The sequence below is a fragment of the Citrobacter youngae genome (assembly GCF_003818115.1).
In the GTDB taxonomy this organism is placed as follows: domain Bacteria; phylum Pseudomonadota; class Gammaproteobacteria; order Enterobacterales; family Enterobacteriaceae; genus Citrobacter; species Citrobacter youngae.
Genome location: NZ_RPOI01000032.1, coordinates 1 through 26822, shown reverse-complemented (window position 1 = coordinate 26822; position 26822 = coordinate 1). Strand labels below are relative to the sequence as shown.

Sequence of the window (26822 nt, the reverse complement as noted above, 5' to 3'; positions counted from 1 at the left end):
TTTCGTCTTGCGACGTTAAGAATCCGTATCTTCGAGTGCCCACACAGATTGTCTGATAAATTGTTAAAGAGCAGTTGCGACGCGCTTTAGCGCTCTGTCGCGAGGTGGCGTATATTACGCTTTCCTCTTTCAGAGTCAACCCTCATTTTCAGGTTTTTCTCTTCAACCGAACCGGCTGTTTGCGTGAAGTGATTCACATCCGCCGTGTCGATGGAGGCGCATTATAGGGATCCCATTTTTTAGCACAAGTGTTTTTTGGATCTTTTTTGCCGAATGCTTGTTTTTCACTCCTTTCGCTACATTCCTGTGCAATTTGGCTGATTTTTGATAGCTAAACCACTTGCACAGTCTCAATAATCCAACCAAAGTCTTCATTACCGCCCTATTTTCATTGAGGTAAACATGTCTGATGTACTGCGTCCTTATAAGGATCTTTTCCCACAGATCGGCAAACGCGTCATGATCGATAGTAGTAGTGTTGTCATTGGCGATGCTCGTCTGGCTGATGATGTCGGGATTTGGCCACTGGTTGCCATTCGTGGCGACGTTAACTATGTACAAATTGGTGCCCGTACAAACATCCAGGACGGCAGCGTTCTCCATGTCACGCATAAATCCACGTCTAATCCGCAGGGTAATCCACTGATCGTGGGTGAGGACGTTACGGTTGGTCATAAAGTCATGCTACACGGTTGCATCATTGGCAACCGCGTTTTAGTCGGTATGGGATCGATTCTGCTGGATGGCGTAGTCGTAGAAGACGACGTTATGATTGGGGCTGGGAGCCTGGTTCCACAAAACAAACGCCTGGAAAGCGGATATCTGTATCTGGGAAGCCCGGTTAAACAAATCCGCCCACTAACTGATGAAGAGAAAGCAGGCCTACAGTATTCTGCTGACAACTACGTGAAGTGGAAAGATGAGTATTTAGGTCAGGATAACCAGACCCAACCTTGAGAATCTTCCTGCTGGGTCTGGATCAATGCTTCAGCCTCTTCTTCCAGATCCCAGCGATATTCGCGAAAAGTTTCAAGCCACTGTTCAGGCGTGTCGCCGCCAAAGCGATGCGCCAGCGTCTCTCCTTTTATGGCACATTTTAGCTGCATACCATGAACCATCGCCGGGAAGACGACGGAATTAATATCCGCCACCCACTCTTCCCTATCAGGGAATTGAATCGCCTGATTCATGCAGAAAGTTCCTGTTGCAGTGTTTTAATCACAAGCTCAATCTCCGGTAGTACACCATGCCAGAGCAAAACAGCATGTGCCGCTTGCCCCACCAGCATTCCCAAACCATCAGCACAATGTTTTGCACCATGCGATACGCACCAGGAAAGGAACGGAGTATTCCCCTTTTGATAGAACATGTCGTAGCAATAAACCGAAGAATGAATAAGCGATGCAGGAATGGCTGGAACATCACCGCTAATACCACTGGACGTTGCGTTGATGATCAGATCGAAGGTGTAATTATCCAGCTCATCCATTCCTACCGCCTGAACGCTGCCGGTATGGGAGAAGATCTGCGCCAATTCTTCAGCACGTGAGGCGGTGCGATTAACAATAGTCACCGCGCAATCCATAGACAGGAGAGGCAGCAACACGCCACGGGACGCTCCACCAGCCCCAATCAACAGGATACGAGACCCGGGATGAATGAAAGACAAACGCTCAAGATCGCTAAGCAGGCCGATACCATCGGTGTTATCACCCAGTAAACGCCCATCCTCCAGCCGTTTTAGAGTATTGACCGCCCCAGCCAGCGATGCCCGCTCTGTTAGTTCATCAGCACGCGCAAAAGCCTCTTCTTTAAAAGGAACGGTAACATTAGCCCCTTTCCCCCCATCAGCAAAAAAGGCATTGAGCGTATTCACAAAGTTATTGATCGGCGCCAACACCCGACCATAAGAGTGATCAATCTTCAGCTGCTCTGCAAATTGCTGATGAATAAAAGGCGATTTGCTGTGTGCTACCGGATTACCAAAAACAGCATAGGCTTCTTTCATATTACCCCTGTCGAAACTGTTCACCCGTCAAAGCATCTCTGATTTCCGAGGGATTCAAACGTCCGCCGGTATTACCTTCAACCACTGGAAAATCTTCCCCGAACTGCGCTCGTACTTCCTCTACCGTTCTGCAGGGTGCCAGTCCACTCAGATTGGCACTGGTAGAAACTAATGGCTTGCCATAAGCCTGGCACAATGCAACCACCAGCGGGTGATCCGTGACGCGCACGGCGAGCGAATCAAAACGACCGGTTAGCCAACGCGGCGTTGTCGCAGGAGCCGGGAAAACGAAAGTGACAGGGCCAGGCCAGCGAGCGAAAACTGCTTCACGTTGAGCATCGGTGAGCATACTGTCATCAATATACGGTTTGAGTTGATCAAAGCTTGCTGCAATCAAAATCAAACCTTTATCAATTGGACGTTGTTTGAGTTCCAACAGACGCATTACCGCCGTTTCGCTGTCAGGATTGCAACCGACACCAAAAACGGCTTCTGTTGGATAAGCGATGACATTTTCTTGTTGCAGAACCTCTATCGCGGCAGCGATGGGGTCCGTAGGCAGGTTTTTATTCACTTTTTATTCCGCCGGGATCGGCTTTCCACATTGTTTACTGGCACAGAAATGCTTCGCACCCTGCGCGGTTTTCTTTTCGATGAGTAGCGGATAGTGGCACTCTGGACACTCTCCCGCTAACGGTTTGAAGTTAATGACAAACTGACACTCCGGATAGCGATCGCAGGAGTAGAAGGTTTTGCCATAACGTGAACGCCGCTGAACCAAGTGGCCCGTCTGGCATTGGGGGCACACTACTGCGGTTTCATCAGGCTTATCGATAAGCTCAGTGTGATCGCAGGCAGGGTAATCACTGCACCCAATAAACATACCGAATCGTCCCTGCCTCAGCACCAGTTCAGCGCCACATGCAGGGCAGAATTTACCCTCCAGAACTTTGACTATATGTCCGTCCGCAGATGATTTCAGCGGACGGACATAATCGCATTCTGGATAGTGTGAGCAACCAAGAAACGGGCCGTGTTTCCCGGAACGAATAACCAGTTCAGCCCCACATTGTGGGCAGGGCTCGTTTTTACGCACCGTAAACAGTGCTGATTTAGCCATAACAACTCATACTGAATGAAGATTGATTAATGCAGCATACCTTCATTCACTTCAAAGAGTAATTCTTCCATTTGCTGATAGGCATTTTCGCAGCCTGGAATGTTGAACAGAACCATCAGGATCACCCACTTCAGGTCTTCCAGATCAAACTCAGCCGTATCCAGCGCAAGTACGCGCTCTATCACCATTTCTCGCGTTTCGAGGTTTAGCACCTGAATCTGCTCCAGGAATAGCAGGAACCCCCGACAGCTCGCATCCAGCCGATCGCACTCTTCTGCAGTATAAATACGTACAGAAAGGGGATCTGATGCAAGCTGCATAGGTTCTGCAAGGCCGTCCTGATAATCAGCAAGCTTTTCCAGCCACAGTAACGCGTTGTAGATGTCTTCACGATCAAAACCAGCGTCGGTAAGATCCCGTTCCAGTTTGTCCTGATCCACACGCAGCTCAGCTTCGTTATGGATATATGTCTCAAACAAATACATTAGTACGTCGAACATGGCTTGCCCTCCTCAATCGGACATAGCCGCCGGGTACAGCTGCGATCCATCCTGCTAACTCCAGTTCGAGCAGTTGAGCCACTACCTCTGGCACAGGTTGGCCGGCACGTTCAGCGACGACGTCAACAGGTGTTACCTCATCTCCTACGTTAGCCAGGAGCTCTGAAAATGGCAATGCCACCTCTTCGTGATCCGGCGAATAAATTGATTTTTCAGGCTCATCTGGCAGCCATTGCAGCCCATATTGCAAACTTTCCAGTATTTCCTCTGGTGCCGTCACAAGCATGGCTCCCTGCTGAATGAGCCAATGGGGACCTTCACTTCCCGAACTCCCTATCGGTCCAGGCAAAGCAAAAACCTCCCGTCCTTGTTCCAGCGCACAGCGTGCAGTGACTAATGAGCCACTACGCTGTGCCGCTTCAACAACCAGTACTCCCTTACTTAGACCACTAATAATGCGATTTCGTCGGGGAAAATTACGCGGTAAAGGGAGCATATCCAAAGGAAACTCGGACACCAGAGCACCTCCGGCCTCTATCAAACTTTCGGCAAGACGAACATGTCGCCGTGGATATATAGTTTCCAAACCATTTCCCAGTACCGCAATACTGGCCCCGTGTGTGTTTATCGCTGCAGTATGCGCCACACCGTCAATCCCTTTAGCCAGTCCGCTAGTGATCGTCACACCACATGCTGAAAGCTTTTCGCAGAACAACCGCGCCCATCGTTCGCCATACCAGGAGTACTGCCGACTGCCGACAACAGCAACTTGAAATGAGTGAAGACACTCAGGGCGGCCAGCAATGAAAAGTACGCCAGGGTAATCCTCAATAGCACGCAGTTGCGGCGGAAAATACTTGCTGTCGGCAAAAACCAGATGATGATGGGGTAACTCAAGCCAACGCAGCGTTTTTTCCAGTGACTGTTCAGAAAAGGCCAGAAAACGTTCGACCTGGCGAGGAGTGAACCCTGCATGCCGAAGTACCGTATTGTTAATACTCGGTTGAGCGATAAGCCAGCGAGCAGTGCGCACCATCTCATCACCATACAGTTCATTCACTTGTGCTAAACGTAACCAAATCTCAATATGGGTCATCCCTGTTCCCCTGCCACAAGCAGTCCTGGCAATCTTTGCGATTGGTCACTGATGCTGTCAATCAGAGCGGGTTTTGTCTAGAATAGAGGTAATAATCTTTCCAATTCCTGAACACAACTCTGGATAACTATGTCAGTTTTGCAAGTGTTACATATTCCGGACGAGCGTCTTCGCAAAGTCGCAAAGCCGGTTGAAGAAGTGAATGCAGAAATTCAGCGTATCGTTGATGATATGTTCGAAACGATGTACGCCGAAGAAGGTATCGGTCTGGCCGCAACACAGGTCGATATTCATCAGCGCATCATTGTTATTGATGTCTCTGAAAACCGTGACGAGCGTCTGGTACTCATTAACCCAGAGTTGCTGGAAAAAGACGGTGAAACGGGCATTGAAGAAGGCTGCCTGTCTATTCCTGAACAACGTGCATTAGTACCGCGCGCTGAAAAAGTAAAAATTCGTGCGCTCGATCGCGACGGTAAGCCTTTTGAACTGGAGGCCGATGGCCTGTTGGCTATCTGCATCCAACATGAAATGGATCACCTGGTCGGTAAACTGTTTATCGATTATCTGTCTCCGTTGAAGCAACAACGTATTCGTCAGAAAGTTGAAAAACTCGACCGCCTGAACGCCCGAGCTTAAGGACAAGAATCAACGTGTCAGACTCACTACGTATTATTTTTGCGGGTACACCTGACTTTGCAGCGCGTCATCTCGACGCGCTGTTGTCTTCTGGACATAACGTCGTTGGGGTGTTTACCCAACCGGACCGCCCTGCGGGACGTGGTAAAAAGCTGATGCCCAGCCCGGTAAAAGTGCTGGCGGAAGAAAAAGGGATACCCGTTTTCCAACCTGTATCTCTTCGTCCCCAGGAAAACCAACAACTGGTTTCTGATCTGCACGCTGATGTAATGGTGGTGGTGGCATATGGCCTGATTCTGCCAAAAGCCGTACTGGACATGCCGCGTCTGGGTTGCATCAACGTTCATGGTTCTCTGCTTCCACGCTGGCGTGGGGCCGCACCGATCCAGCGTTCATTGTGGGCAGGCGACACCGAAACAGGTGTAACCATCATGCAGATGGATGTTGGCCTCGACACCGGAGATATGCTGCTTAAGCTGTCTTGCCCGATTACGGCGGAAGATACCAGCGGTTCGTTATACGATAAACTGGCAGATTTGGGGCCTCAGGGGCTGATTGAAACGCTAAAACAGCTGGCTGCTGGCACCATAAAACCAGTGGTACAAGATGAATCTCTGGTGACACATGCAGAAAAACTCAGCAAAGAAGAGGCACGTATCGACTGGTCGCTTTCTGCTGCTCAGTTGGAACGTTGCATTCGTGCCTTTAATCCGTGGCCAATGAGCTGGCTAGAAATCGACGGTCAGCCGGTGAAAGTCTGGCAAGCTTCTGTTATTGCTGTGAACACACAGTCTGCACCAGGCACCATCCTCGAGGCGACAAAGCAGGGCATCCAGGTCGCAACAGGCGACGGCATCCTGAATCTCATCGCTTTACAGCCTGCCGGTAAGAAAGCGATGAGCGCACAGGATCTGCTCAATTCGCGTCGGGAGTGGTTTGTGCCCGGGAATCGTCTGATCTGACGGTTCATCTCTTTTAAAGCCCGGAGCCTCCGGGCATTTTTATTTTTGCGCTTATGAAAAAACATCTTAATTTACGCAGTATGGCGGCCCAGGCTGTCGAACAGGTTGTCGAAAAGGGCCAATCGTTGAGTAACGTACTGCCCGCCATGCAGCAAAAAGTAGCCGACAAAGATAAGGCGCTGTTGCAGGAACTTTGCTTCGGCGTATTACGCACGCTCTCCCAACTGGAGTGGATGATCCAGCAGCTGATGGAACGTCCAATGACGGGCAAACAGCGCACCGTTCACTATCTGATCATGGTGGGCTTCTACCAGCTACTGCATACCCGTATTCCACCACATGCTGCGCTTGCTGAAACCGTCGAAGGTGCAGTCATTATCAAACGACCTCAGTTGAAAGGGCTAATTAACGGTGTATTACGCCAGTTTCAGCGCCGCCAGGAAGAGTTGCTCACCGAATTTGCGCAAAGCGAACTGCGTTTTTTACACCCTTCATGGCTGGTTAAGCGTATCAAAAATGCCTATCCACAGCAGTGGGAAGCTATTCTTGAAGCCAATAATCAGCGACCACCGATGTGGCTGCGTGTCAATCGTAACCACCATACGCGCGACGCCTGGCTGGACCTGCTTAGCGAAGCAGGATTAACCGGCTTCCCACATCCGGATTATCCGGATGCAGTGCGTCTGGAAACGCCGGCTCCTGTACACGCCCTCCCAGGCTTTGATGAAGGCTGGGTAACCGTCCAGGATGCTTCAGCTCAAGGATGTGTAACTTATCTGTTGCCGGAGAACGGTGAACAGATCCTCGACCTGTGCTGCGCGCCGGGCGGTAAAACGACGCACATTCTGGAAGTTGCTCCGCAAGCTAACGTGATGGCCGTCGATGTCGATGAGAAACGCTTATCGCGCGTTTACGACAATCTGAAACGCCTCGGCATGAATGCAACCGTAAAACAGGGTGATGGTCGATATCCACAACAATGGTGTGGCGAACAACAGTTTGACCGTATTTTGCTGGATGCTCCGTGTTCTGCCACCGGGGTGATTCGTCGCCATCCGGATATCAAATGGCTGCGCCGCGACCGGGATATTGCCGAACTTGCCCAATTGCAGGCCGAGATCCTGAATGCAACCTGGTTACATCTTAAACCTGGCGGCACGCTGGTTTATGCAACGTGCTCTATCCTGCCAGAAGAAAACCAGCAGCAAATTACCGCCTTCCTGGCACGCACGCCGGATGCGGTATTAAGCGAAACCGGTACGCCGGAAAAACCCGGACGTCAGAATTTACCAGGTGCGGAAGATGGCGATGGCTTCTTTTACGCTAAGCTAATCAAAAAGTGATGAGATAACGGGTCGCGACTGATGAAAATTATCATTCTGGGCGCAGGGCAAGTTGGCGGTACGCTGGCTGAAAACCTGGTCGGAGAAAACAACGATATCACGGTAGTCGATACCAATGGTGAACGCCTGCGCAGCCTGCAGGACAAGTTTGATCTCCGCGTCGTGCAAGGGCACGGTTCACATCCTCGCGTACTGCGTGAAGCTGGGGCCGACGATGCCGATATGCTGGTTGCCGTAACCAGCTCAGATGAAACAAATATGGTTGCCTGCCAGGTAGCTTATTCACTGTTTAATACGCCTAATCGCATCGCCCGTATTCGTTCACCGGATTATGTTCGTGATGCGGACAAGCTATTCCAATCCGATGCGGTACCTATCGATCACCTGATTGCGCCGGAGCAACTGGTTATCGATAGCATTTATCGACTGATTGAATATCCGGGTGCATTACAGGTAGTCAATTTTGCCGAAGGTAAAGTCAGTCTGGCAGTAGTAAAAGCCTATTACGGCGGACCATTGATCGGCAATGCACTGTCGACAATGCGTGAACATATGCCACACATCGATACCCGCGTTGCGGCGATTTTCCGTCATGATCGACCAATCCGTCCACAAGGTTCTACGATCGTTGAAGCGGGTGATGAAGTGTTCTTTATTGCGGCATCACAGCATATTCGCGCCGTAATGAGTGAACTGCAGCGTCTGGAAAAACCCTACAAGCGTATTATGTTAGTGGGTGGCGGTAATATCGGTGCTGGTCTGGCCCGACGTCTGGAAAAAGATTACAGCGTCAAACTGATCGAGCGCAATCAGCAACGGGCATCCGAGCTTGCGGAGAAATTGCAAAATACGATCGTCTTTTTCGGTGATGCCTCGGATCAAGAGCTGCTGGCTGAAGAACATATTGATCAAGTTGATCTGTTTATCGCAGTGACCAACGATGATGAAGCGAATATCATGTCGGCGATGCTTGCCAAACGGATGGGTGCCAAGAAAGTGATGGTGTTAATCCAACGCAGAGCATACGTCGATCTGGTGCAAGGTAGCGTGATCGATATTGCTATTTCACCACAGCAGGCGACCATCTCCGCGCTGCTCAGTCACGTACGTAAAGCTGACATTGTCGGCGTTTCTTCACTACGCCGTGGCGTCGCGGAAGCCATTGAAGCCGTCGCACACGGGGATGAAACAACATCTCGGGTTGTGGGACGCTCAATTGATGAAATTAAACTTCCACCCGGTACCATTATTGGTGCGGTAGTGCGAGGTAACGACGTGATGATAGCCAATGACAACCTGCGTATTGAGCAGGGTGATCACGTTATCATGTTCCTGACAGACAAAAAGTTTATTACTGACGTCGAGCGACTATTCCAGCCAAGTCCTTTCTTCCTGTAATAATTTGGGCGCGAATACAGCGCCCTTTTTATTTCCCTTTATATTTCATGGTCTAATAAATTTTCCTTTCGGCAATACATAAATGGAAATTGCCTAAACATTTGTTAAACTTATAAACGTCAGCTGCATAGGGAGAATAAAATGAGCATTATTAAAGAGTTTCGCGAATTCGCGATGCGCGGGAATGTTGTCGATTTGGCAGTGGGTGTCATTATTGGTGCGGCATTCGGTAAGATTGTTTCATCGCTGGTTGCCGATATCATCATGCCGCCACTGGGGTTGTTAATTGGTGGGATCGATTTTAAACAGTTTGCTTTGACATTACGCGATGCGCAGGGAGACATCCCGGCTGTCGTTATGCATTACGGTGTATTTATTCAGAACGTATTTGATTTCATTATTGTGGCGTTTGCTATCTTTATGGCAATCAAACTGATCAACAAACTGAATCGTAAAAAAGCGGAAGAGCCGGCTGCACCGCCAGCTCCCTCGAAAGAAGAAGTATTGCTGAGTGAAATTCGTGACCTGCTGAAAGAACAAAATAACCGTTCTTAAGCACTCACTGAAACCAGAAGGCCAGTGGTAAAAAAGTGATTCACTTTCTTGCCACTGGCCTCCCAGTTACCCCGATTGCCATGTTTACCTTTACGCAGATAACTACCTTTACCTTTTTTATTCTTCTCAACGCGCTGTCTGAACAGTGGGTCATGCAGAAGCGCCTCAATGGCGTTGTCTTTTATCTGCCCTTTGGTGTGCTGATAACGACTCATAATATCTCCAGTTTGTAGTAATTTACGCCGCGAGTGTAGACCCGGCAGTTCAAGAAATCAACAGCCTGATATTGTTCCACTGGCGCCTTGCTCAAGAGCTTCAAGAATAGAGCAGTACACGCTGCTATGTGCCTTGCCGCAGCATGCATCATTCAATCGCTGCAGAGACCGCTGCATCGTCTGAAGTTCGGCAATACGTGCTTCGACTTCTTGCAGTCTTTCCTGGACGATCCCTTTTGATTCCTGACAGGTATGGTGTTCGGGATCAACACGGATCGAAAGCAATTCGCGGATCGACTCCAGAGTGAAACCAAGCTGGCGGGCATAACGAATAAACTTCAGGCGCTGAAGATCGCTTTCTGTATAGAGGCGAAATCCGCCTTCAGTACGCACTTCATGCTCCATCATCTGCTGCTTTTCATAGTAGCGGATAGTATCTGGCGTCACGTCAGCCAGTTTCGCTATTTCACCAATTCGGTACATGCTCTCTCCGCTATTCATCGTTGATCTTTTTTAGCAGCTTATCTGCGTAGTCACCGCGCAAAAACTCGGTGCTGAGTCCAGCCTGCCGAAGTTTAAGTTCCAGCAGCGACAGTCTTCGGCTCACCTCCGGATAACTTGGATCATCTTTGCGGATCCCCGCGAGTATTTCAAGCAGCTGTATTGCTTCTCTGCGTTGCTCGAGCTCAGGAGGGAGGCAACCTGCATTTTTTAATAAACGGTATCCGGCTCGGAGTTCAGGCGGGACATGGGAGTCATCGTCAAGAGTCAGCGGTTCGCCCGTTCCCGGTAAATCATCAAACTCACCTTTAGATTGTGCATCAATAATATGGCGCTCTGCCCACTGGTCCAGTAACCACATACAACACTCCAGGGGATGAACAAAAAGAGTACAGATATTGTAGATAAGTGGGGATATGACGGATATAAAAAAACCCGCCGAGGCGGGTTTTTTTACGTTACTACAGATTACTCTGCAGCAGCTTCTGTTTTCTCTGAACGATCAACCAGCTCGATGTATGCCATCGGCGCGTTGTCGCCTGCACGGAAACCACACTTCAGAATGCGAGTGTAACCACCGGCGCGGCTCGCGAAACGCGGGCCCAGTTCGTTAAACAGTTTTGCCACGATCTCGTTATCACGAGTGCGGGCGAATGCCAGACGACGATTAGCTACGCTATCAGTCTTGGCAAGAGTAATCAGCGGCTCAACTACGCGACGCAGCTCTTTCGCTTTCGGCAGAGTCGTCTTGATGATTTCATGACGAACCAGTGAACCTGCCATATTGCGGAACATAGCCTGGCGATGGCTGCTGTTGCGGTTCAGTTGACGACCACTCTTACGATGGCGCATGACCTTATCCTTCTCAGTAAAACCTTAACCTGTGATCCGGTTACTCGTCAGCGATGCTTGCCGGTGGCCAGTTTTCCAGGCGCATGCCCAGAGACAGTCCACGGGAAGCCAGCACGTCTTTAATCTCGGTAAGAGATTTTTTACCAAGGTTAGGCGTCTTAAGAAGCTCAACCTCAGTACGCTGTACCAGATCACCGATATAGTGGATAGCTTCTGCTTTGAGGCAGTTAGCAGAGCGGACAGTCAATTCCAGATCGTCAACAGGGCGCAGCAGGATCGGATCGAATTCTGGTTTCTCTTCTTTAACTTCCGGCTGACGTACATCACGTAAATCAACGAAAGCTTCCAGTTGTTCAGCCAGAATGGTCGCCGCACGACGAATCGCCTCTTCAGGATCGATTGTGCCGTTGGTTTCCATTTCGATGACCAGCTTGTCCAGGTCGGTACGCTGTTCTACACGCGCTGCTTCAACATTGTAGGCAATACGCTCTACAGGGCTGTAGCATGCGTCGACCAGCAGACGGCCGATTGGGCGCTCATCTTCTTCCGAATGAATTCGGGTAGAAGCCGGCACATAACCACGACCGCGCTGAACTTTGATACGCATGCTAATAGATGCATTCTCATCGGTCAGGTGGCAGATCACGTGCTGTGGCTTGACGATTTCGACATCCCCATCATGGGTAATGTCGGCTGCAGTCACAGGGCCAATGCCAGATTTATTCAAGGTAAGAATAACGTCATCTTTACCCTGAACTCTCACCGCCAGCCCTTTCAGGTTGAGCAGGATTTCCAGGATATCTTCCTGAACGCCTTCTTTGGTGCTGTACTCATGTAGTACACCATCAATCTCAACCTCGGTCACCGCGCAACCCGGCATCGATGAGAGCAGAATACGGCGCAGTGCGTTACCCAAAGTATGGCCAAAGCCACGCTCTAAAGGCTCAAGGGTCACCTTGGCGTGCGTCGAACTCACTTGCTCGATATCTACCAGGCGCGGTTTTAGAAACTCTGTCACAGAACCCTGCATTGTGTCCTCTCTTTGGTACTAAGCTTTACTTGGAGTAAAGCTCGACGATCAGGTGTTCGTTAATGTCCGCAGACAGATCAGAACGCTCCGGCTTACGCTTGAACGTACCTTCCATCTTGCCAGCATCAACTTCCAGCCAGGTTGGCTTTTCACGCTGCTCAGCCAGCTCCAGAGCGGCTTTCACGCGAGACTGCTTCTTCGCTTTCTCACGAATGCTAACAACGTCATTCGGACTAACCTGATAAGAAGCGATGTTAACAACACGACCGTTTACCATAATTGCTTTATGGCTGACCAGCTGACGTGCTTCTGCACGAGTGGCACCGAAGCCCATACGGTATACAACGTTGTCCAGACGACCTTCCAGCAGACCCAACAGGTTTTCACCGGTGTTGCCTTTCAGACGCGCTGCTTCTTTGTAGTAGTTACGGAACTGACGCTCCAGCACACCGTAGATACGGCGAACTTTTTGCTTTTCACGCAACTGCACACCATAGTCAGACAGACGCGGTTTACGCGCACCGTGCTGGCCAGGAGCTTGTTCAATTTTACACTTGGTATCGATCGCGCGAACGCCAGACTTAAGGAATAAGTCAGTGCCCTCACGACGGCTCAGCTTGAGCTTAGGACCCAAATATCTTGCCATTTTCTTTCTCCAACAATCCTAGAAACGACAGCGTTATACGCGACGTTTTTTCGGCGGACGACAACCGTTATGAGGGATCGGAGTCACATCAGTAATATTAGTGATGCGGAAACCAGCGGCGTTCAGAGCACGAACAGTAGATTCGCGACCTGGACCCGGTCCTTTGACCATAACTTCCAGATTCTTGATACCGTATTCTTTTACGGCTTCAGCGCAACGCTCTGCTGCAACCTGAGCTGCAAACGGAGTGGATTTGCGAGAACCACGGAAACCGGAACCACCGGCTGTTGCCCAACCCAGTGCGTTACCCTGACGATCAGTAATGGTAACGATGGTGTTGTTAAAAGAAGCATGGATATGAGCCACGCCGTCAGAGACTTGTTTTCTTACACGTTTACGTGCACGAATTGGTGCCTTTGCCATTATTCAATCACCCCGATTATTTCTTGATCGGTTTGCGCGGACCCTTACGGGTACGTGCGTTGGTCTTGGTACGCTGACCGCGAACCGGGAGACCACGACGATGACGCAAACCGCGATAGCAACCAAGATCCATAAGGCGCTTGATGCTCATGCTAACTTCACGGCGCAGATCACCTTCAACGACAAATTTGGCAACTTCGTCACGCAGCGTGTCGATTTGTTCTTCAGACAGCTCACTGATCTTAACATCTTCAGCGATACCCGCGGCAGCCAGAATGGCTTTAGAACGGGTCTTGCCGACGCCGTAGATCGAAGTTAATGCGATCACAGCATGTTTCTGATCAGGAATGTTAATGCCTGCTATACGGGCCACTATGCACTCCTACTATTTAATATGTACGCACCATGCTGAAAAGCCCGTTTTCAGGATACTCAAATGGAAACGCACAGACATACAAAAGATTGGCTGGCTAATCTAGCCAGCTCAACCCAACTTTGCAAGAAAAATATGCGAATAAATCAGCCTTGGCGCTGTTTATGCTTCGGCTCGGCACTGCAAATCACACGGATGACACCATCACGCTTAACGATTTTGCAGTTACGGCATAATTTCTTGACGGAAGCACGAACTTTCATTTTTACTCTCCGTAACTTCTCGGGCGACTGTTAACGGCCGTAGCCTTTCAGATTCGCCTTCTTCAATGCAGACTCGTACTGACTTGACATCATCAGAGTTTGCACTTGAGCCATAAAGTCCATAATCACGACAACAACGATGAGCAGTGAGGTCCCACCGAAGTAGAACGGTACTTTCATTGCATCACGCATGAACTCCGGGATCAGGCAGATAAAGGTAATGTAGAGCGCACCAACCAGAGTCAGGCGGGTCATTACTTTATCGATATACTTCGCCGTTTGCTCTCCCGGACGAATTCCTGGTACAAATGCACCGGACTTCTTCAGGTTATCTGCTGTTTCACGCGGGTTGAAAACCAACGCCGTGTAGAAGAAACAGAAGAATATGATTGCAGACGCATAGAGTAACACATAAAGCGGTTGCCCAGGCTGCAAATACAGCGAAATTGTTGTCAGCCAGTTCCAACCAGTCCCGCCCCCGAACCATGACGCGATGGTCGCCGGGAACAGAATAATACTGGAAGCGAAGATTGCCGGGATTACCCCCGCCATATTCACTTTCAGCGGTAAATGTGTGCTCTGTGCAGCATAGACACGACGACCTTGCTGACGTTTCGCGTAGTTTACCACAATGCGGCGTTGACCACGCTCAACAAATACAACAAAGAACGTCACTGCGAATACTAATACTGCAACCAACAGCAACACGAGGAAGTGCAGGTCGCCTTGACGCGCTTGCTCGATAGTATGGGCAATGGCTGGCGGGAGTCCCGCGACAATACCGGCGAAGATAATGATTGAGATACCGTTGCCGATACCACGTTCAGTAATCTGTTCACCCAACCACATCAGGAACATCGTCCCTGTAACCAGACTTACAACAGCGGTGAAATAGAATGCAAAGCCTGGGTTCATCACCAGGCCCTGCATACCAGGCATATTCGGCAGACCGGTAGCAATACCGATCGACTGGAATATAGCCAGCACCAGAGTACCGTAACGGGTGTACTGGCTGATCTTACGACGACCAGACTCCCCTTCTTTCTTAATTTCTGCCAGCGTTGGATGAACCACCGTCAGCAGCTGGATAATGATCGACGCCGAAATATACGGCATGATCCCCAGAGCAAAGATAGAAGCACGGCTGAGTGCACCACCAGAGAACATGTTAAACATTTCAATGATGGTGCCTCGCTGTTGCTCAAGCAGTTTGGCAAGTACAGCGGCATCAATACCAGGGATCGGAATGAAAGAGCCAATACGGAACACAATCAGCGCGCCGATTACAAACAGCAGTCTGCGTTTCAGCTCGCCTAAGCCACCTTTGGCACTTTGAAAATCTAATCCCGGTTGTTTAGCCATCTGCTACTTATTCCTCGATTTTACCGCCAGCAGCTTCGATAGCAGCACGAGCGCCTTTAGTAACACGCAGGCCACGAACAGTTACCGGAGTAGTGACTTCACCAGCCAGGATCACTTTCGCGAACTCGATCTGGATACCGATAATGTTGGCTGCTTTCAGCGTGTTCAGGTCTACAACACCGCCTTCAACTTTAGCCAGGTCAGACAGACGAACTTCGGCTGTAATCGCTGCTTTACGTGAAGTGAAGCCGAATTTCGGCAGACGACGGTACAGAGGCATCTGACCACCCTCGAAACCGCGACGTACGCCACCGCCAGAACGAGACTTCTGACCTTTGTGACCACGACCACCGGTTTTACCGAGGCCAGAACCGATACCACGACCCAGGCGGCGAGCCGCTTTTTTAGAGCCTTCGGCCGGAGACAGAGTATTTAAACGCATCTCTTACTCCTCAACTTTAACCATGAAGGAAACCGCGTTGACCATACCACGAACAGCAGGAGTATCCTCGCGCTCTACGGTGTGACCAATACGACGCAGACCCAGGCCAAGCAGCGTTGCCTTGTGTTTCGGCAGACGACCGATTGCACTGCGGGTTTGAGTAATTTTAATAGTCTTTGCCATGGTTTATTTCCCCAGAATTTCTTCAACGGATTTACCACGCTTGGCAGCGACCATTTCCGGAGATTTCATATTTTCCAGACCATCGATAGTTGCACGAACCACGTTAATCGGGTTAGTGGAACCATACGCTTTAGCCAGAACGTTACGAACTCCAGCGACTTCCAGAACGGCGCGCATTGCACCACCGGCGATGATACCGGTACCTTCGGAAGCCGGCTGCATGAATACACGAGAACCCGTGTGAGTACCCTTAACCGGGTGCTGCAGGGTGCCGTGGTTCAGCGCGACGTTAATCATATTGCGACGGGCTTTTTCCATCGCTTTCTGGATCGCTGCTGGAACTTCACGCGCTTTACCGTAACCAAAACCAACGCGACCGTTACCATCACCAACTACAGTCAGAGCTGTGAAGGAGAAAATACGACCACCTTTAACGGTTTTAGATACGCGGTTAACCGCGATCAGCTTTTCCTGCAGTTCGCCAGCTTGTTTTTCGATGTGAGCCATCTTACACCTCTACCTTAGAACTGAAGGCCAGCTTCACGGGCAGCATCTGCCAGTGCCTGGACACGACCATGATATTGGAACCCGGAACGGTCAAAGGATACATCTTTGATGCCTTTTTCCAGAGCGCGTTCAGCAACAGCTTTACCTACAGCTGCAGCAGCGTCTTTGTTACCGGTGTACTTCAATTGTTCAGCGATAGCTTTTTCTACAGTAGAAGCAGCTACCAGAACTTCAGAACCGTTCGGTGCAATTACCTGTGCGTAAATATGACGCGGGGTACGATGTACCACCAGGCGAGTTGCACCCAGCTCCTGGAGCTTGCGGCGTGCGCGGGTCGCACGACGGATACGAGCAGATTTCTTATCCATAGTGTTACCTTACTTCTTCTTAGCCTCTTTGGTACGCACGACTTCGTCGGCGTAACGAACACCCTTGCCTTTATAAGGCTCAGGACGACGGTAGGCGCGCAGATCTGCTGCAACCTGACCGATCAGCTGTTTATCAGCGCCTTTCAGCACGATCTCAGTCTGAGTCGGACATTCTGCAGTGATTCCCGCAGGCAGCTGATGGTCAACTGGGTGAGAGAAACCTAAAGCCAGGTTTACTACATTCCCTTTAACCGCTGCACGATAACCTACACCAACCAGCTGAAGCTTCTTAGTGAAGCCTTCGGTAACACCGACAACCATTGAGTTCAGCAGGGCACGCGCGGTACCAGCCTGAGCCCATCCATCTGCGTAACCATCACGCGGACCGAAGGTCAGTGCATTATCTGCATGATTTACTGCAACAGCATCGTTGAGAGTACGAGTCAGCTCGCCGTTTTTACCTTTGATCGTAATAACCTGACCGTTGATTTTTACATCAACGCCGGCAGGAATAACGACCGGTGCTTTAGCAACACGAGACATTTTTTCCTCCGATTAGGCTACGTAGCAGATAATTTCGCCACCAAGACCAGCCTGGCGCGCTGCACGATCAGTCATAACACCTTTAGAGGTAGAAACAACTGCGATACCCATGCCAGCCATAACTTTCGGCAGCTCGTCTTTACGCTTATAAATGCGCAGACCTGGGCGACTGACACGCTGAATGCTTTCTACAACAGCTTTACCCTGGAAATACTTGAGAGTAAGTTCCAGTTCCGGCTTGGTGTCGCCTTCAACTTTAAAATCTTCAATAAAACCTTCTTCCTTCAGCACGTTGGCAATTGCCACTTTCAGCTTGGAGGAAGGCATGGTGACCGCAGCTTTATTCGCGGCCTGACCGTTACGGATACGGGTCAGCATATCCGCGATCGGATCTTGCATGCTCATCTGTCTTTACTCCCGTGATTCAATTGGTAATTACCAGCTAGCCTTTTTCAAGCCTGGTACTTCACCGCGCATGGCGGCTTCACGCAGTTTGATACGGCTCAACCCGAACTTGCCCACATAGCCATGCGGACGACCTGTTTGACGGCAGCGGTTACGCTGACGGGACGGGCTGGAATCACGCGGCAGAGACTGCAGCTTGAGAACTGCGTTCCAACGATCTTCGTCGGTCGCGTTCACATCAGAGATAATAGCTTTCAGTTCAGCGCGTTTTGCGAAGTACTTATCAGCTAAAGCTACGCGCTTTACTTCGCGTGCTTTCATTGATTGCTTAGCCATTCAGTAACCCTACCTTACTTGCGGAACGGGAAGTCAAAGGCAGCCAGCAGAGCACGGCCTTCTTCGTCAGATTTCGCAGTAGTGGTAATGGTAATATCCAAACCACGCACGCGGTCGACTTTATCGTAGTCGATTTCTGGGAAGATGATCTGCTCACGGACACCCATGCTGTAGTTACCACGACCGTCGAAAGACTTAGCGGACAAGCCACGGAAGTCACGGATACGTGGAACAGCAATAGTGATCAGGCGCTCAAAGAACTCCCACATGCGTTCGCCACGCAGAGTTACTTTACAGCCGATCGGATAGCCCTGACGGATTTTGAAGCCTGCAACAGATTTGCGTGCTTTGGTGATCAGCGGTTTTTGACCGGAGATTGCTGTCAGGTCAGCTGCTGCGTTATCCAGCAGTTTCTTGTCAGCGATCGCTTCACCAACACCCATGTTCAGGGTGATCTTCTCGACCCGAGGGACTTGCATGACAGAATTGTAGTTAAACTCAGTCATGAGTTTAGCGACTACTTCGTCTTTGTAGTAATCATGCAGTTTCGCCATCGTACTACTCCAAATTACTTGATAGTTTCGCTGTTAGATTTAAAGAAACGGACTTTTTTGCCGTCTTCGAATCTAAAGCCTACACGGTCAGCCTTGCCGGTTGCCGCGTTGAAGATAGCAAGGTTAGAGATCTGAATAGCTGCTTCTTTCTCTACGATGCCGCCTGGTTGGTTCAGGGCCGGAACCGGCTTCTGATGTTTCTTAACCAGGTTGATACCTTCAACAATGACCTTGCCGGAAGACAGGACATTCTTAACTTTACCGCGTTTACCTTTATCTTTACCGGTTAACACGATAACTTCGTCATCACGACGGATCTTCGCTGCCATGATTCGCTCCTTAGAGTACTTCTGGTGCCAGAGAGATAATTTTCATGAACTTCTCGTTACGAAGTTCACGAGTTACCGGCCCAAAAATACGCGTACCGATAGGTTGCTCGCTGTTATTGTTTAAAATAACGCATGCATTTCCATCGAAGCGAATGACAGAACCGTCCGGGCGACGAACACCCTTCTTGGTGCGCACCACTACCGCCTTCAGCACATCACCTTTTTTGACGTTACCACGCGGAATTGCTTCCTTGATGGTGATCTTGATGATATCGCCGACGCCTGCGTAGCGACGGTGCGAGCCACCCAGAACCTTGATACACATTACGCGACGTGCACCGGAGTTGTCGGCGACGTTCAGCATAGTCTGTTCTTGGATCATTTTAGTGCTCCGCTAATGTCAACTACTACTGAGACCCGAAAATCAGGTCGTTAAAAAAGCCCCATATCGGGGGCGCGGCATTATAACACCGCTTCAACGATATGGGTAGAAAAAATAAACGGCTCATCGCTGAGCCGTTTATTCGTTGAGAATGCCTACTGTATTACAGAACGGCTTTCTCTACAACGCGAACCAGCGTCCAGGACTTGGTCTTGGACAGCGGACGGCATTCGCGGATTTCAACCACGTCACCAGTACCGCATTCGTTGTTCTCGTCATGTACGTGCAGTTTGGTCGTACGCTTAATGAATTTACCGTAGATCGGGTGTTTCACAAAACGTTCGATAGCAACAACAATGGATTTCTCCATTTTATCGCTAACAACGCGACCTTGCAGAGTACGGATTTTATCGGTCATTACGCACCCGCCTTCTCAGTCAGTAAAGTCTTAACGCGTGCGACATCACGACGCACTTGCTTCAACAGGTGAGACTGTTGCAGCTGGCCACTTGCAGCCTGCATACGCAGGTTGAACTGCTCACGCAGCAGATTCAGCAGCTCGGTGTTCAGCTCTTCAACACTCTTCTCACGCAGCTCTTTTGCTTTCATTACATCACCGTCTTAGTTACAAAGGTGGTTTTAATCGGCAGTTTCGCTGCTGCCAGCTTGAATGCTTCACGGGCCAGCTCTTCCGGTACGCCGTCCATTTCATACAGGACTTTACCCGGCTGAATCAAGGCAACCCAATACTCCACGTTACCTTTACCTTTACCCATACGCACTGCCAGCGGCTTTTCAGTGATCGGTTTGTCCGGGAATACACGGATCCAGATCTTACCTTGACGCTTAACTGCACGGGTCATAGCACGACGTGCTGCTTCGATCTGACGGGCAGTCAGACGACCACGGCCAACAGCTTTCAGACCGAAGCTGCCGAAGCTAACATCCGCGCCAGCAGCCAGACCGCGGTTACGGCCTTTGTGCATTTTACGGAATTTTGTACGCTTTGGTTGTAACATCAGCGACGCTCCTTATTTACGGCCTTTACGCTGCTGCTTTTTAGGTTGCGCAGCCGGTTTTTCCGGTTGTTCAACAGCAGCCATACCACCCAGGATCTCGCCTTTGAAGATCCACACTTTAACGCCGATTACACCGTAAGTGGTGTGCGCTTCAGAGGTGTTGTAGTCGATGTCAGCACGCAGAGTGTGCAGCGGTACGCGACCTTCGCGGTACCATTCGGTACGTGCGATTTCCGCGCCGCCCAGACGGCCGCTAACTTCAACTTTGATACCTTTAGCGCCCAGACGCATTGCGTTCTGTACAGCACGCTTCATAGCACGACGGAACATAACGCGACGTTCCAGCTGAGAAGTGATGCTGTCAGCAACCAATTTTGCGTCCAGTTCAGGCTTACGCACTTCGGCGATATTGATCTGAGCAGGAACGCCAGCAATATCCGCTACGACTTTGCGCAGTTTTTCTACGTCTTCGCCTTTCTTACCGATAACGATACCCGGGCGAGCGGTGTGAATGGTCACACGGATGCTCTTAGCCGGACGCTCGATAACGATACGAGATACAGACGCTTTAGCCAGTTCCTTAGTCAGGTACTGACGTACTTTAAAATCGCTGTCCAGGTTGTCAGCGAATTCTTTGGTGTTCGCAAACCAGGTTGAGTTCCATGGTTTTACAATACCCAGGCGAATACCATTAGGATGTACTTTCTGACCCATTGCTAGTCTCCAGAGTCTCAGCGATCGGACACAACCACAGTAATGTGGCTGGTGCGCTTCAGGATGCGATCTGCACGACCTTTTGCACGCGGCATAATGCGCTTCATGCTCGGGCCTTCGTCTACGAAAATTTTCGTAACTTTCAGATCGTCAATGTCAGCGCCATCGTTGTGTTCAGCGTTAGCAATGGCAGATTCCAGGACTTTCTTAACCAGTACAGCCGCTTTCTTATTGGTGTAGGTCAGAATATCAAGGGCCTGCGACACTTTCTTACCGCGAATCAGGTCTGCAACAAGGCGAACCTTCTGAGCAGAAGAACGAGCATGGCGATGTTGAGCTAAAGTTTCCATCTCTTCCTCCTACCTTATTTCTTCTTCGCTTTTTTATCAGCAGCGTGGCCGCGATAAGTACGAGTCGGTGCGAATTCACCCAGTTTGTGACCGACCATTTCGTCGGAAACAAATACCGGAACGTGCTGACGACCATTATGGACAGCGATGGTCAAACCGATCATGTTAGGAAAGATCGTTGAACGACGGGACCAAGTGCGCAGGGGCTTCTTGTCTCCGCTTTCCACCGCTTTCTCTACCTTCTTCAGCAAGTGCAGGTCAATAAAAGGACCTTTCTTGAGAGAACGTGGCATGGCTTATCCTCTAAAATTATTTGCTACGGCGACGTACGATGAATTTATCAGTACGCTTGTTGCTGCGGGTCTTCTTACCTTTGGTCTGAACGCCCCACGGAGTTACCGGGTGCTTACCAAAGTTACGACCTTCACCACCACCATGTGGGTGGTCGACTGGGTTCATCGCAGTACCGCGAACGGTAGGACGAACACCACGCCAGCGTGCAGCACCTGCTTTACCCAGAACGCGCAGCATATGCTCAGCATTGCCAACTTCGCCCAGAGTTGCACGGCAGTCTGCTTCGACTTTACGCATTTCACCAGAACGCAGACGCAGGGTGACATAAGCACCATCACGAGCAACGATCTGAACGTAAGTACCAGCGGAACGTGCCAGCTGACCGCCTTTACCTGGTTTCATTTCTACGTTATGAACGGTAGAACCAACCGGGATATTGCGCATCGGCAGGGTGTTACCTGCTTTGATTGCAGCATCAACGCCAGACTGAATCTGGTCGCCAGCTTTCAGGCCTTTAGGGGCCAGGATGTAACGGCGTTCACCGTCTTTGTACAGAACCAGCGCGATGTTCGCGGAGCGGTTCGGATCGTACTCAAGACGTTCAACAACTGCCGGGATACCGTCTTTGTTGCGTTTGAAGTCAACAATACGATAAGCCTGCTTGTGACCACCACCGATGTGACGAGTGGTGATGCGGCCATTGTTGTTACGACCACCGGATTTGCTGTTTTTTTCAACCAGCGGAGCAAAAGGTTTGCCCTTGTGCAGCTCTGGGTTGACCACTTTAACAACGTGGCGACGACCCGGAGATGTCGGTTTACATTTAACAACTGCCATTGTATTACTCCTCCGACTTACTCAGCGCCGCCGACGAAGTCCAGATTCTGGCCTTCCTTCAGGGTGACGTAAGCTTTTTTCCAGTCGCTACGACGACCGATACGCTGTCCGTGACGTTTAACTTTCCCTTTAACTACCAGGGTGTTAACGACTTCGACTTCGACTTCAAACAGTTTCTGCACAGCAGCTTTGATTTCTGCTTTGGTCGCGTCTTTAGCAACTTTGAGAACGATGGTGTTAGTTTTTTCCATCGCAGTAGACGCTTTTTCAGAAACGTGCGGTGCGCGCAGCACTTTCAGCAGACGTTCTTCACGAATCATGCCAGCATCTCCTCAACTTGCTTAACAGCATCAGCAGTCATTACGACTTTGTCGAAGGCGATCAGGCTAACCGGGTCGATACCAGTTGCATCGCGTACGTCAACCTTGTGCAGGTTGCGCGCAGCCAGGAACAGGTTTTCGTCCAGCTCACCGGTGATGATCAGCACATCTTCCAGAGCCATGTCTTTCAGTTTCTGTGCCAGCAGCTTAGTTTTAGGCGCTTCTACAGAGAATGATTCGACAACGATCAGACGATCCTGACGTACCAGTTCGGACAGAATGCTTTTCAGCGCGCCGCGGTACATCTTTTTGTTAACTTTTTGACTGTGGTCCTGTGGACGAGCAGCGAAGGTCACGCCACCTGAACGCCAGATCGGGCTCTTGATAGAACCTGAACGCGCACGGCCGGTACCTTTCTGGCGCCACGGCTTTTTGCCTGAACCAGTTACTTCAGCACGAGTCTTCTGAGCACGAGTACCCTGACGAGCACCAGCTGCATAAGCAACAACAACCTGGTGAACCAGCGCTTCGTTGAAATCACGACCGAAGGTAGTTTCGGAAACAGTCAGCGCGCTCTGCGCGTCTTTCAATACTAATTCCATTGCTATCCCCTTACGCCTTCACAGCTGGTTTAACGATCAGGTCGCAACCGGTCGCACCCGGAACACCACCTTTAACCAGCAGCAGGTTGCGCTCAGCGTCAACACGTACTACGTCCAGGCTCTGAACGGTTACACGTTCGTTGCCCAGCTGACCTGCCATTTTCTTGCCTTTGAACACTTTGCCCGGAGTCTGGTTCTGACCGATAGAACCCGGAACGCGGTGAGACAAGGAGTTACCGTGAGTAGCGTCCTGGGTACGGAAGTTCCAGCGCTTAACGGTACCAGCGAAACCTTTACCTTTAGAGGTACCGGTTACGTCAACTTTTTTAACGTCAGCAAACAGTTCAACGCTAATGTTCTGACCAACGGTGTATTCTTCACCATCTGCCAGACGGAACTCCCACAGGCCGCGGCCAGCTTCTACGCCAGCTTTAGCAAAGTGGCCAGCTTCCGGCTTAGTTACGCGGTTAGCTTTTTTAGCACCGGTGGTAACCTGAACAGCGCGATAGCCATCGTTAGCCAGATCTTTAACCTGAGTAACGCGGTTTGCTTCAACTTCGATAACGGTTACTGGGATAGATACGCCATCTTCAGTGAAGATGCGGGTCATACCCACTTTTTTACCGACTAAACCAATCATTGTATCAACCTCTCAATCGCTCGATGACCTGATTAACCCAGGCTGATCTGCACGTCTACACCGGCAGCCAGGTCCAGACGCATCAGAGCATCAACGGTTTTTTCAGTTGGCTCAACGATGTCAACCAGACGCTTGTGAGTACGGATCTCGTACTGATCACGCGCGTCTTTGTTGACGTGCGGGGAGATCAGAACGGTGAAACGCTCTTTGCGGGTCGGCAGCGGGATCGGACCACGAACCTGCGCACCAGTACGCTTGGCAGTCTCGACGATTTCCGCGGTTGATTGATCGATCAGACGATGATCAAACGCTTTCAAACGGATACGGATTCTTTGGTTCTGCATGAGACCAGAGCTCCAATTATTTTATAGACGAAATAGTTACTCCTCAAACCCATTACGATTGATGGGAGAGTGTAACCGTTCTTACAGAGTTCCCCGATTGGGAACATTGTCTGGTATTGCTTTCGCATTACCGGTGGCTCATATCGAACCGCTGTCAATATTAGACAAGCCCGCGCATTATACGTAAATCTCAGTCTTAAGCAAGTGCCGCGTAGAAATTAATCACTCTTACGCAGATGCGAGTGCTATTCCACTCTGATTGTATACGCTTTTACGCGGCGCAAATTCCCTGGAAAGACGTCAGCAAAATGGATATTCGGGCGTTGTGCAGTTAGCGCTACTTGCCTGATAGTTAGCTCTTTCTCGCACCGGATTGAGACATGAATACTGAACTTCCCTTTTTGCTGATTTATATCTCTCTATCCGGACTGCTTGGGGTTCAGGATTTGCGTACTGGCCTATTGCCCGACAAATTCACCTGCCCTCTTCTCTGGAGTGGTCTTCTTTTTCATCAATGTTGCAACCCCACACAGTTGTCCGATGCACTTTGGGGAGCCATTGCAGGGTATGGTGTATTTTCTCTGTTCTATTGGGGATACCGCCTGGCATGGCATCAAGAAGGATTAGGCTATGGAGACGTAAAATTTCTCGCCGCACTTGGCGCGTGGCATCGATGGGACTCATTACCTCTGTTGATCTTACTTGCCGCCGGGCTGGCTTGCTGCATGACAGGTGTAGCATTTATAACGCATGGAAAAAAGAAACTAAAAAACCCGCTGCCTTTTGGGCCATATCTGGCGGCTGCGGGTTTTGTTGTTGGCTGGCTAAATCTGATACAGGGCGGTTAGTCGCTGACCTTAATTTGCGATTGCAGATAGTTTTGCAATCCAAGTTTTCCAATCAGATCCAACTCCGTTTCGAGCCAATCGATATGCCCTTCTTCTTCGGTCAGGATCTCAATCATCATATCCCGACTAACATAGTCATGAACGCTATCGGCGTAAGCAATGGCTTCGCGTAAATCTTTCGCACCATCAAGCTCGAGTCGAAGATCGGATTGCAGCATCTCTTCAACATCTTCACCAATCCCCAACTTACCTAGATCTTGTAAGTTTGGGAGACCTTCTAAGAATAAAATACGCTCAATATATTTATCAGCGTGTTTCATCTCATCTATTGATTCATGGTACTCAACATCATTGAGGCGAGTCAGTCCCCAGTTTTTAAACATACGGGCATGGAGAAAATACTGGTTGATTGCGACAAGCTCATTTCCCAATAGTTTATTGAGATAATTTATGATTTTAACATCACCTTTCATTTTATAGTCCCTCCGCTTCCACTCTTAGAGCGTAGATGGGGCTACAGGGATGTCAAAAAAAAGAGTGTGACTTAGGCGATCTCTTTAAATTCTGGCATTTGAGTTAATTCATCCTGCATGACTTCACGCGCAGCACGAATGCACTTACCGCACTGATTTCCAACAGGAATAAACTTACGTAATTGCTGAAAGGACTGAGGATGAAACTGGCGAACAGCCTGACGAATTTTTTTATCACTTATCGCATTACACAAACAAACGTACATGATCGCTCCCGTTCAATTTCTGCGCAAAGTGTAAATGAGAATAGTTATGATTACAATAGCACAACGCTATTTCCGCGGCGGGAGAATGAATAAAAAATGCGAATAAATATGACAGCTACTAAATTGCAGGCAGCAAAAAGGGCGCCGAAGCGCCCTTTTTAAGCTCAAAGCTAATTAATCAATAATTAGCTCATTACTTTAGCAACAACGCCCGCACCTACAGTACGGCCGCCTTCACGGATTGCGAAACGCAGACCGTCGTCCATCGCGATCGGGTGGATCAGGGTAACAACCATTTTGATGTTGTCGCCCGGCATTACCATCTCTACGCCTTCCGGCAGTTCGATGGTACCAGTCACGTCAGTAGTACGGAAGTAGAACTGCGGACGGTAGCCTTTGAAGAACGGAGTATGACGGCCGCCTTCGTCTTTGGACAGAATGTACACTTCAGATTCGAACTTGGTGTGCGGCTTGATAGAGCCCGGCTTAGCCAGTACCTGACCACGTTCGATTTCTTCACGTTTGATACCACGCAGCAGAACACCAACGTTCTCACCAGCACGGCCTTCGTCCAGCAGTTTGCGGAACATTTCAACGCCAGTACAGGTAGACTTGGCAGTCTCTTTGATACCAACGATTTCAACTTCTTCACCAACTTTGATGATACCGCGCTCTACACGACCGGTAACAACGGTACCACGACCGGAGATGGAGAATACGTCTTCGATAGGCAGCAGGAACGGCTTGTCAATCGCACGCTCTGGTTCCGGGATGTAAGAA

At 49.9% G+C, this 26822-nt stretch carries 47 protein-coding genes; 7 read left to right on the top strand and 40 right to left on the bottom strand.

Features of this window, described 5'->3' with window-relative positions; translation table 11 throughout:
- The first annotated feature begins 402 nt into the window (after positions 1-402).
- Positions 403-957, top strand: coding sequence for a gamma carbonic anhydrase family protein (locus EHN13_RS22105; protein WP_048213512.1), 555 nt, complete (start codon positions 403-405; stop codon positions 955-957).
- Here the strand turns inward: EHN13_RS22105 and EHN13_RS22100 are convergent.
- The 6 genes from EHN13_RS22100 to dprA are packed head-to-tail and all read right to left on the bottom strand — an operon-like array spanning position 933 to position 4724.
- The gene (locus EHN13_RS22100; RefSeq protein WP_116361273.1) at positions 933-1190 is read right to left on the bottom strand and encodes a DUF1488 family protein; all 258 of its coding nucleotides are present in this window, start codon (positions 1188-1190) and stop codon (positions 933-935) included. The two genes, EHN13_RS22105 and EHN13_RS22100, sit on opposite strands and share 25 nt — an antisense overlap.
- On the bottom strand, positions 1187-2008 hold the full coding sequence (gene aroE, locus EHN13_RS22095) for a shikimate dehydrogenase (RefSeq protein ID WP_116361274.1): 822 nt from the start codon (positions 2006-2008) through the stop codon (positions 1187-1189). Before aroE ends, EHN13_RS22100 begins: the two co-directional genes overlap by 4 nt.
- A 1-nt stretch (position 2009) precedes the next feature.
- Positions 2010-2582, bottom strand: coding sequence for an L-threonylcarbamoyladenylate synthase type 1 TsaC (tsaC, locus tag EHN13_RS22090; RefSeq protein ID WP_048213515.1), 573 nt, complete (start codon positions 2580-2582; stop codon positions 2010-2012).
- Between the two features lie 3 nt (positions 2583-2585).
- Positions 2586-3128 (bottom strand): DNA topoisomerase family protein, encoded by a 543-nt coding sequence (locus EHN13_RS22085; protein ID WP_048213516.1) that lies wholly within the window; start codon positions 3126-3128, stop codon positions 2586-2588.
- A gap of 26 nt (positions 3129-3154) precedes the next feature.
- Positions 3155-3628, bottom strand: a complete 474-nt coding sequence (gene smg, locus EHN13_RS22080; protein WP_005134083.1) for a DUF494 family protein Smg — start codon at positions 3626-3628, stop codon at positions 3155-3157.
- Positions 3600-4724, bottom strand: coding sequence for a DNA-protecting protein DprA (gene dprA / locus EHN13_RS22075; protein ID WP_124022085.1), 1125 nt, complete (start codon positions 4722-4724; stop codon positions 3600-3602). Before dprA ends, smg begins: the two co-directional genes overlap by 29 nt.
- A gap of 129 nt (positions 4725-4853) precedes the next feature.
- Here dprA and def point away from each other — a divergent pair, with 129 nt between their 5' ends.
- The 5 genes from def (at position 4854) to mscL (ending at position 9621) form a co-directional block, all read left to right on the top strand.
- Entirely contained in the window at positions 4854-5363 is a 510-nt protein-coding gene (def, locus tag EHN13_RS22070) for a peptide deformylase (protein ID WP_040232019.1), read from the top strand.
- Between the two features lie 14 nt (positions 5364-5377).
- Complete coding sequence (gene fmt / locus EHN13_RS22065) at positions 5378-6325, top strand: methionyl-tRNA formyltransferase (protein ID WP_101743187.1); 948 nt, start codon at positions 5378-5380, stop codon at positions 6323-6325.
- 53 nt (positions 6326-6378) lie between these two features.
- Complete coding sequence (gene rsmB / locus EHN13_RS22060; protein ID WP_124022084.1) at positions 6379-7668, top strand: 16S rRNA (cytosine(967)-C(5))-methyltransferase RsmB; 1290 nt, start codon at positions 6379-6381, stop codon at positions 7666-7668.
- 21 nt (positions 7669-7689) lie between these two features.
- On the top strand, positions 7690-9066 hold the full coding sequence (gene trkA / locus EHN13_RS22055; protein WP_003031153.1) for a Trk system potassium transporter TrkA: 1377 nt from the start codon (positions 7690-7692) through the stop codon (positions 9064-9066).
- A gap of 141 nt (positions 9067-9207) precedes the next feature.
- Positions 9208-9621: a large-conductance mechanosensitive channel protein MscL gene (mscL, locus tag EHN13_RS22050; protein WP_003031152.1), complete on the top strand. Its 414-nt coding sequence runs from the start codon at positions 9208-9210 to the stop codon at positions 9619-9621.
- Here the strand turns inward: mscL and arfA are convergent.
- From arfA to rpsJ, 31 genes are all read right to left on the bottom strand, one after another.
- Positions 9618-9836 (bottom strand): alternative ribosome-rescue factor ArfA, encoded by a 219-nt coding sequence (arfA, locus tag EHN13_RS22045; protein ID WP_048213520.1) that lies wholly within the window; start codon positions 9834-9836, stop codon positions 9618-9620. The genes mscL and arfA overlap by 4 nt on opposite strands.
- A gap of 57 nt (positions 9837-9893) precedes the next feature.
- The gene (gene zntR, locus EHN13_RS22040) at positions 9894-10319 is read right to left on the bottom strand and encodes a Zn(2+)-responsive transcriptional regulator (protein ID WP_048213521.1); all 426 of its coding nucleotides are present in this window, start codon (positions 10317-10319) and stop codon (positions 9894-9896) included.
- Positions 10320-10329: 10 nt separating this feature from the next.
- Complete coding sequence (locus tag EHN13_RS22035; protein WP_003845236.1) at positions 10330-10698, bottom strand: DnaJ family domain-containing protein; 369 nt, start codon at positions 10696-10698, stop codon at positions 10330-10332.
- Positions 10699-10805: 107 nt separating this feature from the next.
- Positions 10806-11189, bottom strand: a complete 384-nt coding sequence (gene rplQ / locus EHN13_RS22030) for a 50S ribosomal protein L17 (protein ID WP_001216370.1) — start codon at positions 11187-11189, stop codon at positions 10806-10808.
- Positions 11190-11229: 40 nt separating this feature from the next.
- The gene (locus EHN13_RS22025; protein ID WP_003031139.1) at positions 11230-12219 is read right to left on the bottom strand and encodes a DNA-directed RNA polymerase subunit alpha; all 990 of its coding nucleotides are present in this window, start codon (positions 12217-12219) and stop codon (positions 11230-11232) included.
- Positions 12220-12244: 25 nt separating this feature from the next.
- Positions 12245-12865, bottom strand: coding sequence for a 30S ribosomal protein S4 (rpsD, locus tag EHN13_RS22020; protein ID WP_003031138.1), 621 nt, complete (start codon positions 12863-12865; stop codon positions 12245-12247).
- 33 nt (positions 12866-12898) lie between these two features.
- A complete protein-coding gene (gene rpsK / locus EHN13_RS22015; RefSeq protein WP_003031137.1) occupies positions 12899-13288 on the bottom strand; it encodes a 30S ribosomal protein S11 in 390 nt (129 codons plus the stop codon).
- Positions 13289-13304: 16 nt separating this feature from the next.
- Positions 13305-13661 (bottom strand): 30S ribosomal protein S13, encoded by a 357-nt coding sequence (rpsM, locus tag EHN13_RS22010; protein WP_003031135.1) that lies wholly within the window; start codon positions 13659-13661, stop codon positions 13305-13307.
- Between the two features lie 146 nt (positions 13662-13807).
- A complete protein-coding gene (rpmJ, locus tag EHN13_RS22005; protein ID WP_000868187.1) occupies positions 13808-13924 on the bottom strand; it encodes a 50S ribosomal protein L36 in 117 nt (38 codons plus the stop codon).
- 30 nt (positions 13925-13954) lie between these two features.
- A complete protein-coding gene (gene secY / locus EHN13_RS22000) occupies positions 13955-15286 on the bottom strand; it encodes a preprotein translocase subunit SecY (protein WP_001118864.1) in 1332 nt (443 codons plus the stop codon).
- A 7-nt stretch (positions 15287-15293) separates the two neighbouring features.
- On the bottom strand, positions 15294-15728 hold the full coding sequence (gene rplO, locus EHN13_RS21995; RefSeq protein ID WP_003031132.1) for a 50S ribosomal protein L15: 435 nt from the start codon (positions 15726-15728) through the stop codon (positions 15294-15296).
- 3 nt (positions 15729-15731) lie between these two features.
- Positions 15732-15911 (bottom strand): 50S ribosomal protein L30, encoded by a 180-nt coding sequence (gene rpmD, locus EHN13_RS21990; RefSeq protein WP_001140434.1) that lies wholly within the window; start codon positions 15909-15911, stop codon positions 15732-15734.
- A 3-nt stretch (positions 15912-15914) separates the two neighbouring features.
- Positions 15915-16418, bottom strand: coding sequence for a 30S ribosomal protein S5 (gene rpsE, locus EHN13_RS21985; protein WP_003031131.1), 504 nt, complete (start codon positions 16416-16418; stop codon positions 15915-15917).
- A 14-nt stretch (positions 16419-16432) separates the two neighbouring features.
- Positions 16433-16786, bottom strand: coding sequence for a 50S ribosomal protein L18 (gene rplR / locus EHN13_RS21980; RefSeq protein ID WP_000358960.1), 354 nt, complete (start codon positions 16784-16786; stop codon positions 16433-16435).
- A 9-nt stretch (positions 16787-16795) separates the two neighbouring features.
- The gene (rplF, locus tag EHN13_RS21975; protein WP_048213523.1) at positions 16796-17329 is read right to left on the bottom strand and encodes a 50S ribosomal protein L6; all 534 of its coding nucleotides are present in this window, start codon (positions 17327-17329) and stop codon (positions 16796-16798) included.
- Positions 17330-17341: 12 nt separating this feature from the next.
- On the bottom strand, positions 17342-17734 hold the full coding sequence (gene rpsH, locus EHN13_RS21970) for a 30S ribosomal protein S8 (RefSeq protein WP_003031127.1): 393 nt from the start codon (positions 17732-17734) through the stop codon (positions 17342-17344).
- 30 nt (positions 17735-17764) lie between these two features.
- On the bottom strand, positions 17765-18070 hold the full coding sequence (gene rpsN / locus EHN13_RS21965) for a 30S ribosomal protein S14 (RefSeq protein ID WP_003031125.1): 306 nt from the start codon (positions 18068-18070) through the stop codon (positions 17765-17767).
- Positions 18071-18084: 14 nt separating this feature from the next.
- Positions 18085-18624, bottom strand: a complete 540-nt coding sequence (gene rplE / locus EHN13_RS21960) for a 50S ribosomal protein L5 (protein WP_003031123.1) — start codon at positions 18622-18624, stop codon at positions 18085-18087.
- A 14-nt stretch (positions 18625-18638) separates the two neighbouring features.
- Positions 18639-18953 (bottom strand): 50S ribosomal protein L24, encoded by a 315-nt coding sequence (gene rplX / locus EHN13_RS21955; RefSeq protein WP_003031122.1) that lies wholly within the window; start codon positions 18951-18953, stop codon positions 18639-18641.
- 10 nt (positions 18954-18963) lie between these two features.
- The gene (rplN, locus tag EHN13_RS21950; protein ID WP_124022083.1) at positions 18964-19335 is read right to left on the bottom strand and encodes a 50S ribosomal protein L14; all 372 of its coding nucleotides are present in this window, start codon (positions 19333-19335) and stop codon (positions 18964-18966) included.
- A gap of 163 nt (positions 19336-19498) precedes the next feature.
- On the bottom strand, positions 19499-19753 hold the full coding sequence (gene rpsQ, locus EHN13_RS21945) for a 30S ribosomal protein S17 (protein ID WP_003031120.1): 255 nt from the start codon (positions 19751-19753) through the stop codon (positions 19499-19501).
- Positions 19753-19944 (bottom strand): 50S ribosomal protein L29, encoded by a 192-nt coding sequence (rpmC, locus tag EHN13_RS21940; RefSeq protein ID WP_000644742.1) that lies wholly within the window; start codon positions 19942-19944, stop codon positions 19753-19755. Before rpmC ends, rpsQ begins: the two co-directional genes overlap by 1 nt.
- Positions 19944-20354, bottom strand: coding sequence for a 50S ribosomal protein L16 (gene rplP, locus EHN13_RS21935; RefSeq protein WP_000941208.1), 411 nt, complete (start codon positions 20352-20354; stop codon positions 19944-19946). The genes rpmC and rplP overlap by 1 nt, the downstream gene beginning before the upstream one ends.
- 12 nt (positions 20355-20366) lie before the next feature.
- Complete coding sequence (rpsC, locus tag EHN13_RS21930) at positions 20367-21068, bottom strand: 30S ribosomal protein S3 (RefSeq protein WP_000529945.1); 702 nt, start codon at positions 21066-21068, stop codon at positions 20367-20369.
- A gap of 17 nt (positions 21069-21085) precedes the next feature.
- Positions 21086-21418, bottom strand: a complete 333-nt coding sequence (gene rplV, locus EHN13_RS21925; protein WP_000448832.1) for a 50S ribosomal protein L22 — start codon at positions 21416-21418, stop codon at positions 21086-21088.
- A 14-nt stretch (positions 21419-21432) separates the two neighbouring features.
- Positions 21433-21711: a 30S ribosomal protein S19 gene (gene rpsS / locus EHN13_RS21920; RefSeq protein ID WP_001138115.1), complete on the bottom strand. Its 279-nt coding sequence runs from the start codon at positions 21709-21711 to the stop codon at positions 21433-21435.
- Positions 21712-21727: 16 nt separating this feature from the next.
- Entirely contained in the window at positions 21728-22549 is an 822-nt protein-coding gene (gene rplB, locus EHN13_RS21915) for a 50S ribosomal protein L2 (protein WP_000301869.1), read from the bottom strand.
- Positions 22550-22566: 17 nt separating this feature from the next.
- Entirely contained in the window at positions 22567-22869 is a 303-nt protein-coding gene (gene rplW, locus EHN13_RS21910; protein WP_000617546.1) for a 50S ribosomal protein L23, read from the bottom strand.
- On the bottom strand, positions 22866-23471 hold the full coding sequence (gene rplD, locus EHN13_RS21905; protein ID WP_003031119.1) for a 50S ribosomal protein L4: 606 nt from the start codon (positions 23469-23471) through the stop codon (positions 22866-22868). The genes rplW and rplD overlap by 4 nt, the downstream gene beginning before the upstream one ends.
- Positions 23472-23481: 10 nt before the next feature.
- Complete coding sequence (gene rplC, locus EHN13_RS21900) at positions 23482-24111, bottom strand: 50S ribosomal protein L3 (protein WP_003031117.1); 630 nt, start codon at positions 24109-24111, stop codon at positions 23482-23484.
- A gap of 32 nt (positions 24112-24143) precedes the next feature.
- Positions 24144-24455, bottom strand: coding sequence for a 30S ribosomal protein S10 (gene rpsJ, locus EHN13_RS21895; RefSeq protein WP_001181005.1), 312 nt, complete (start codon positions 24453-24455; stop codon positions 24144-24146).
- 380 nt (positions 24456-24835) lie between these two features.
- Between rpsJ and EHN13_RS21890 the strand changes: the two genes are divergently transcribed.
- Positions 24836-25303, top strand: coding sequence for a prepilin peptidase (locus tag EHN13_RS21890; protein ID WP_048213524.1), 468 nt, complete (start codon positions 24836-24838; stop codon positions 25301-25303).
- Here EHN13_RS21890 and bfr read toward each other — a convergent pair.
- The 3 genes from bfr to EHN13_RS21875 all read right to left on the bottom strand — a co-directional run.
- On the bottom strand, positions 25300-25776 hold the full coding sequence (bfr, locus tag EHN13_RS21885; RefSeq protein WP_040232010.1) for a bacterioferritin: 477 nt from the start codon (positions 25774-25776) through the stop codon (positions 25300-25302). The genes EHN13_RS21890 and bfr overlap by 4 nt on opposite strands.
- 71 nt (positions 25777-25847) lie before the next feature.
- Complete coding sequence (gene bfd / locus EHN13_RS21880) at positions 25848-26042, bottom strand: bacterioferritin-associated ferredoxin (protein WP_003031111.1); 195 nt, start codon at positions 26040-26042, stop codon at positions 25848-25850.
- Between the two features lie 185 nt (positions 26043-26227).
- A partial coding sequence (locus EHN13_RS21875; RefSeq protein ID WP_249039296.1) for an EF-Tu C-terminal domain-related protein occupies positions 26228-26822 on the bottom strand: 595 nt, incomplete at its 5' end.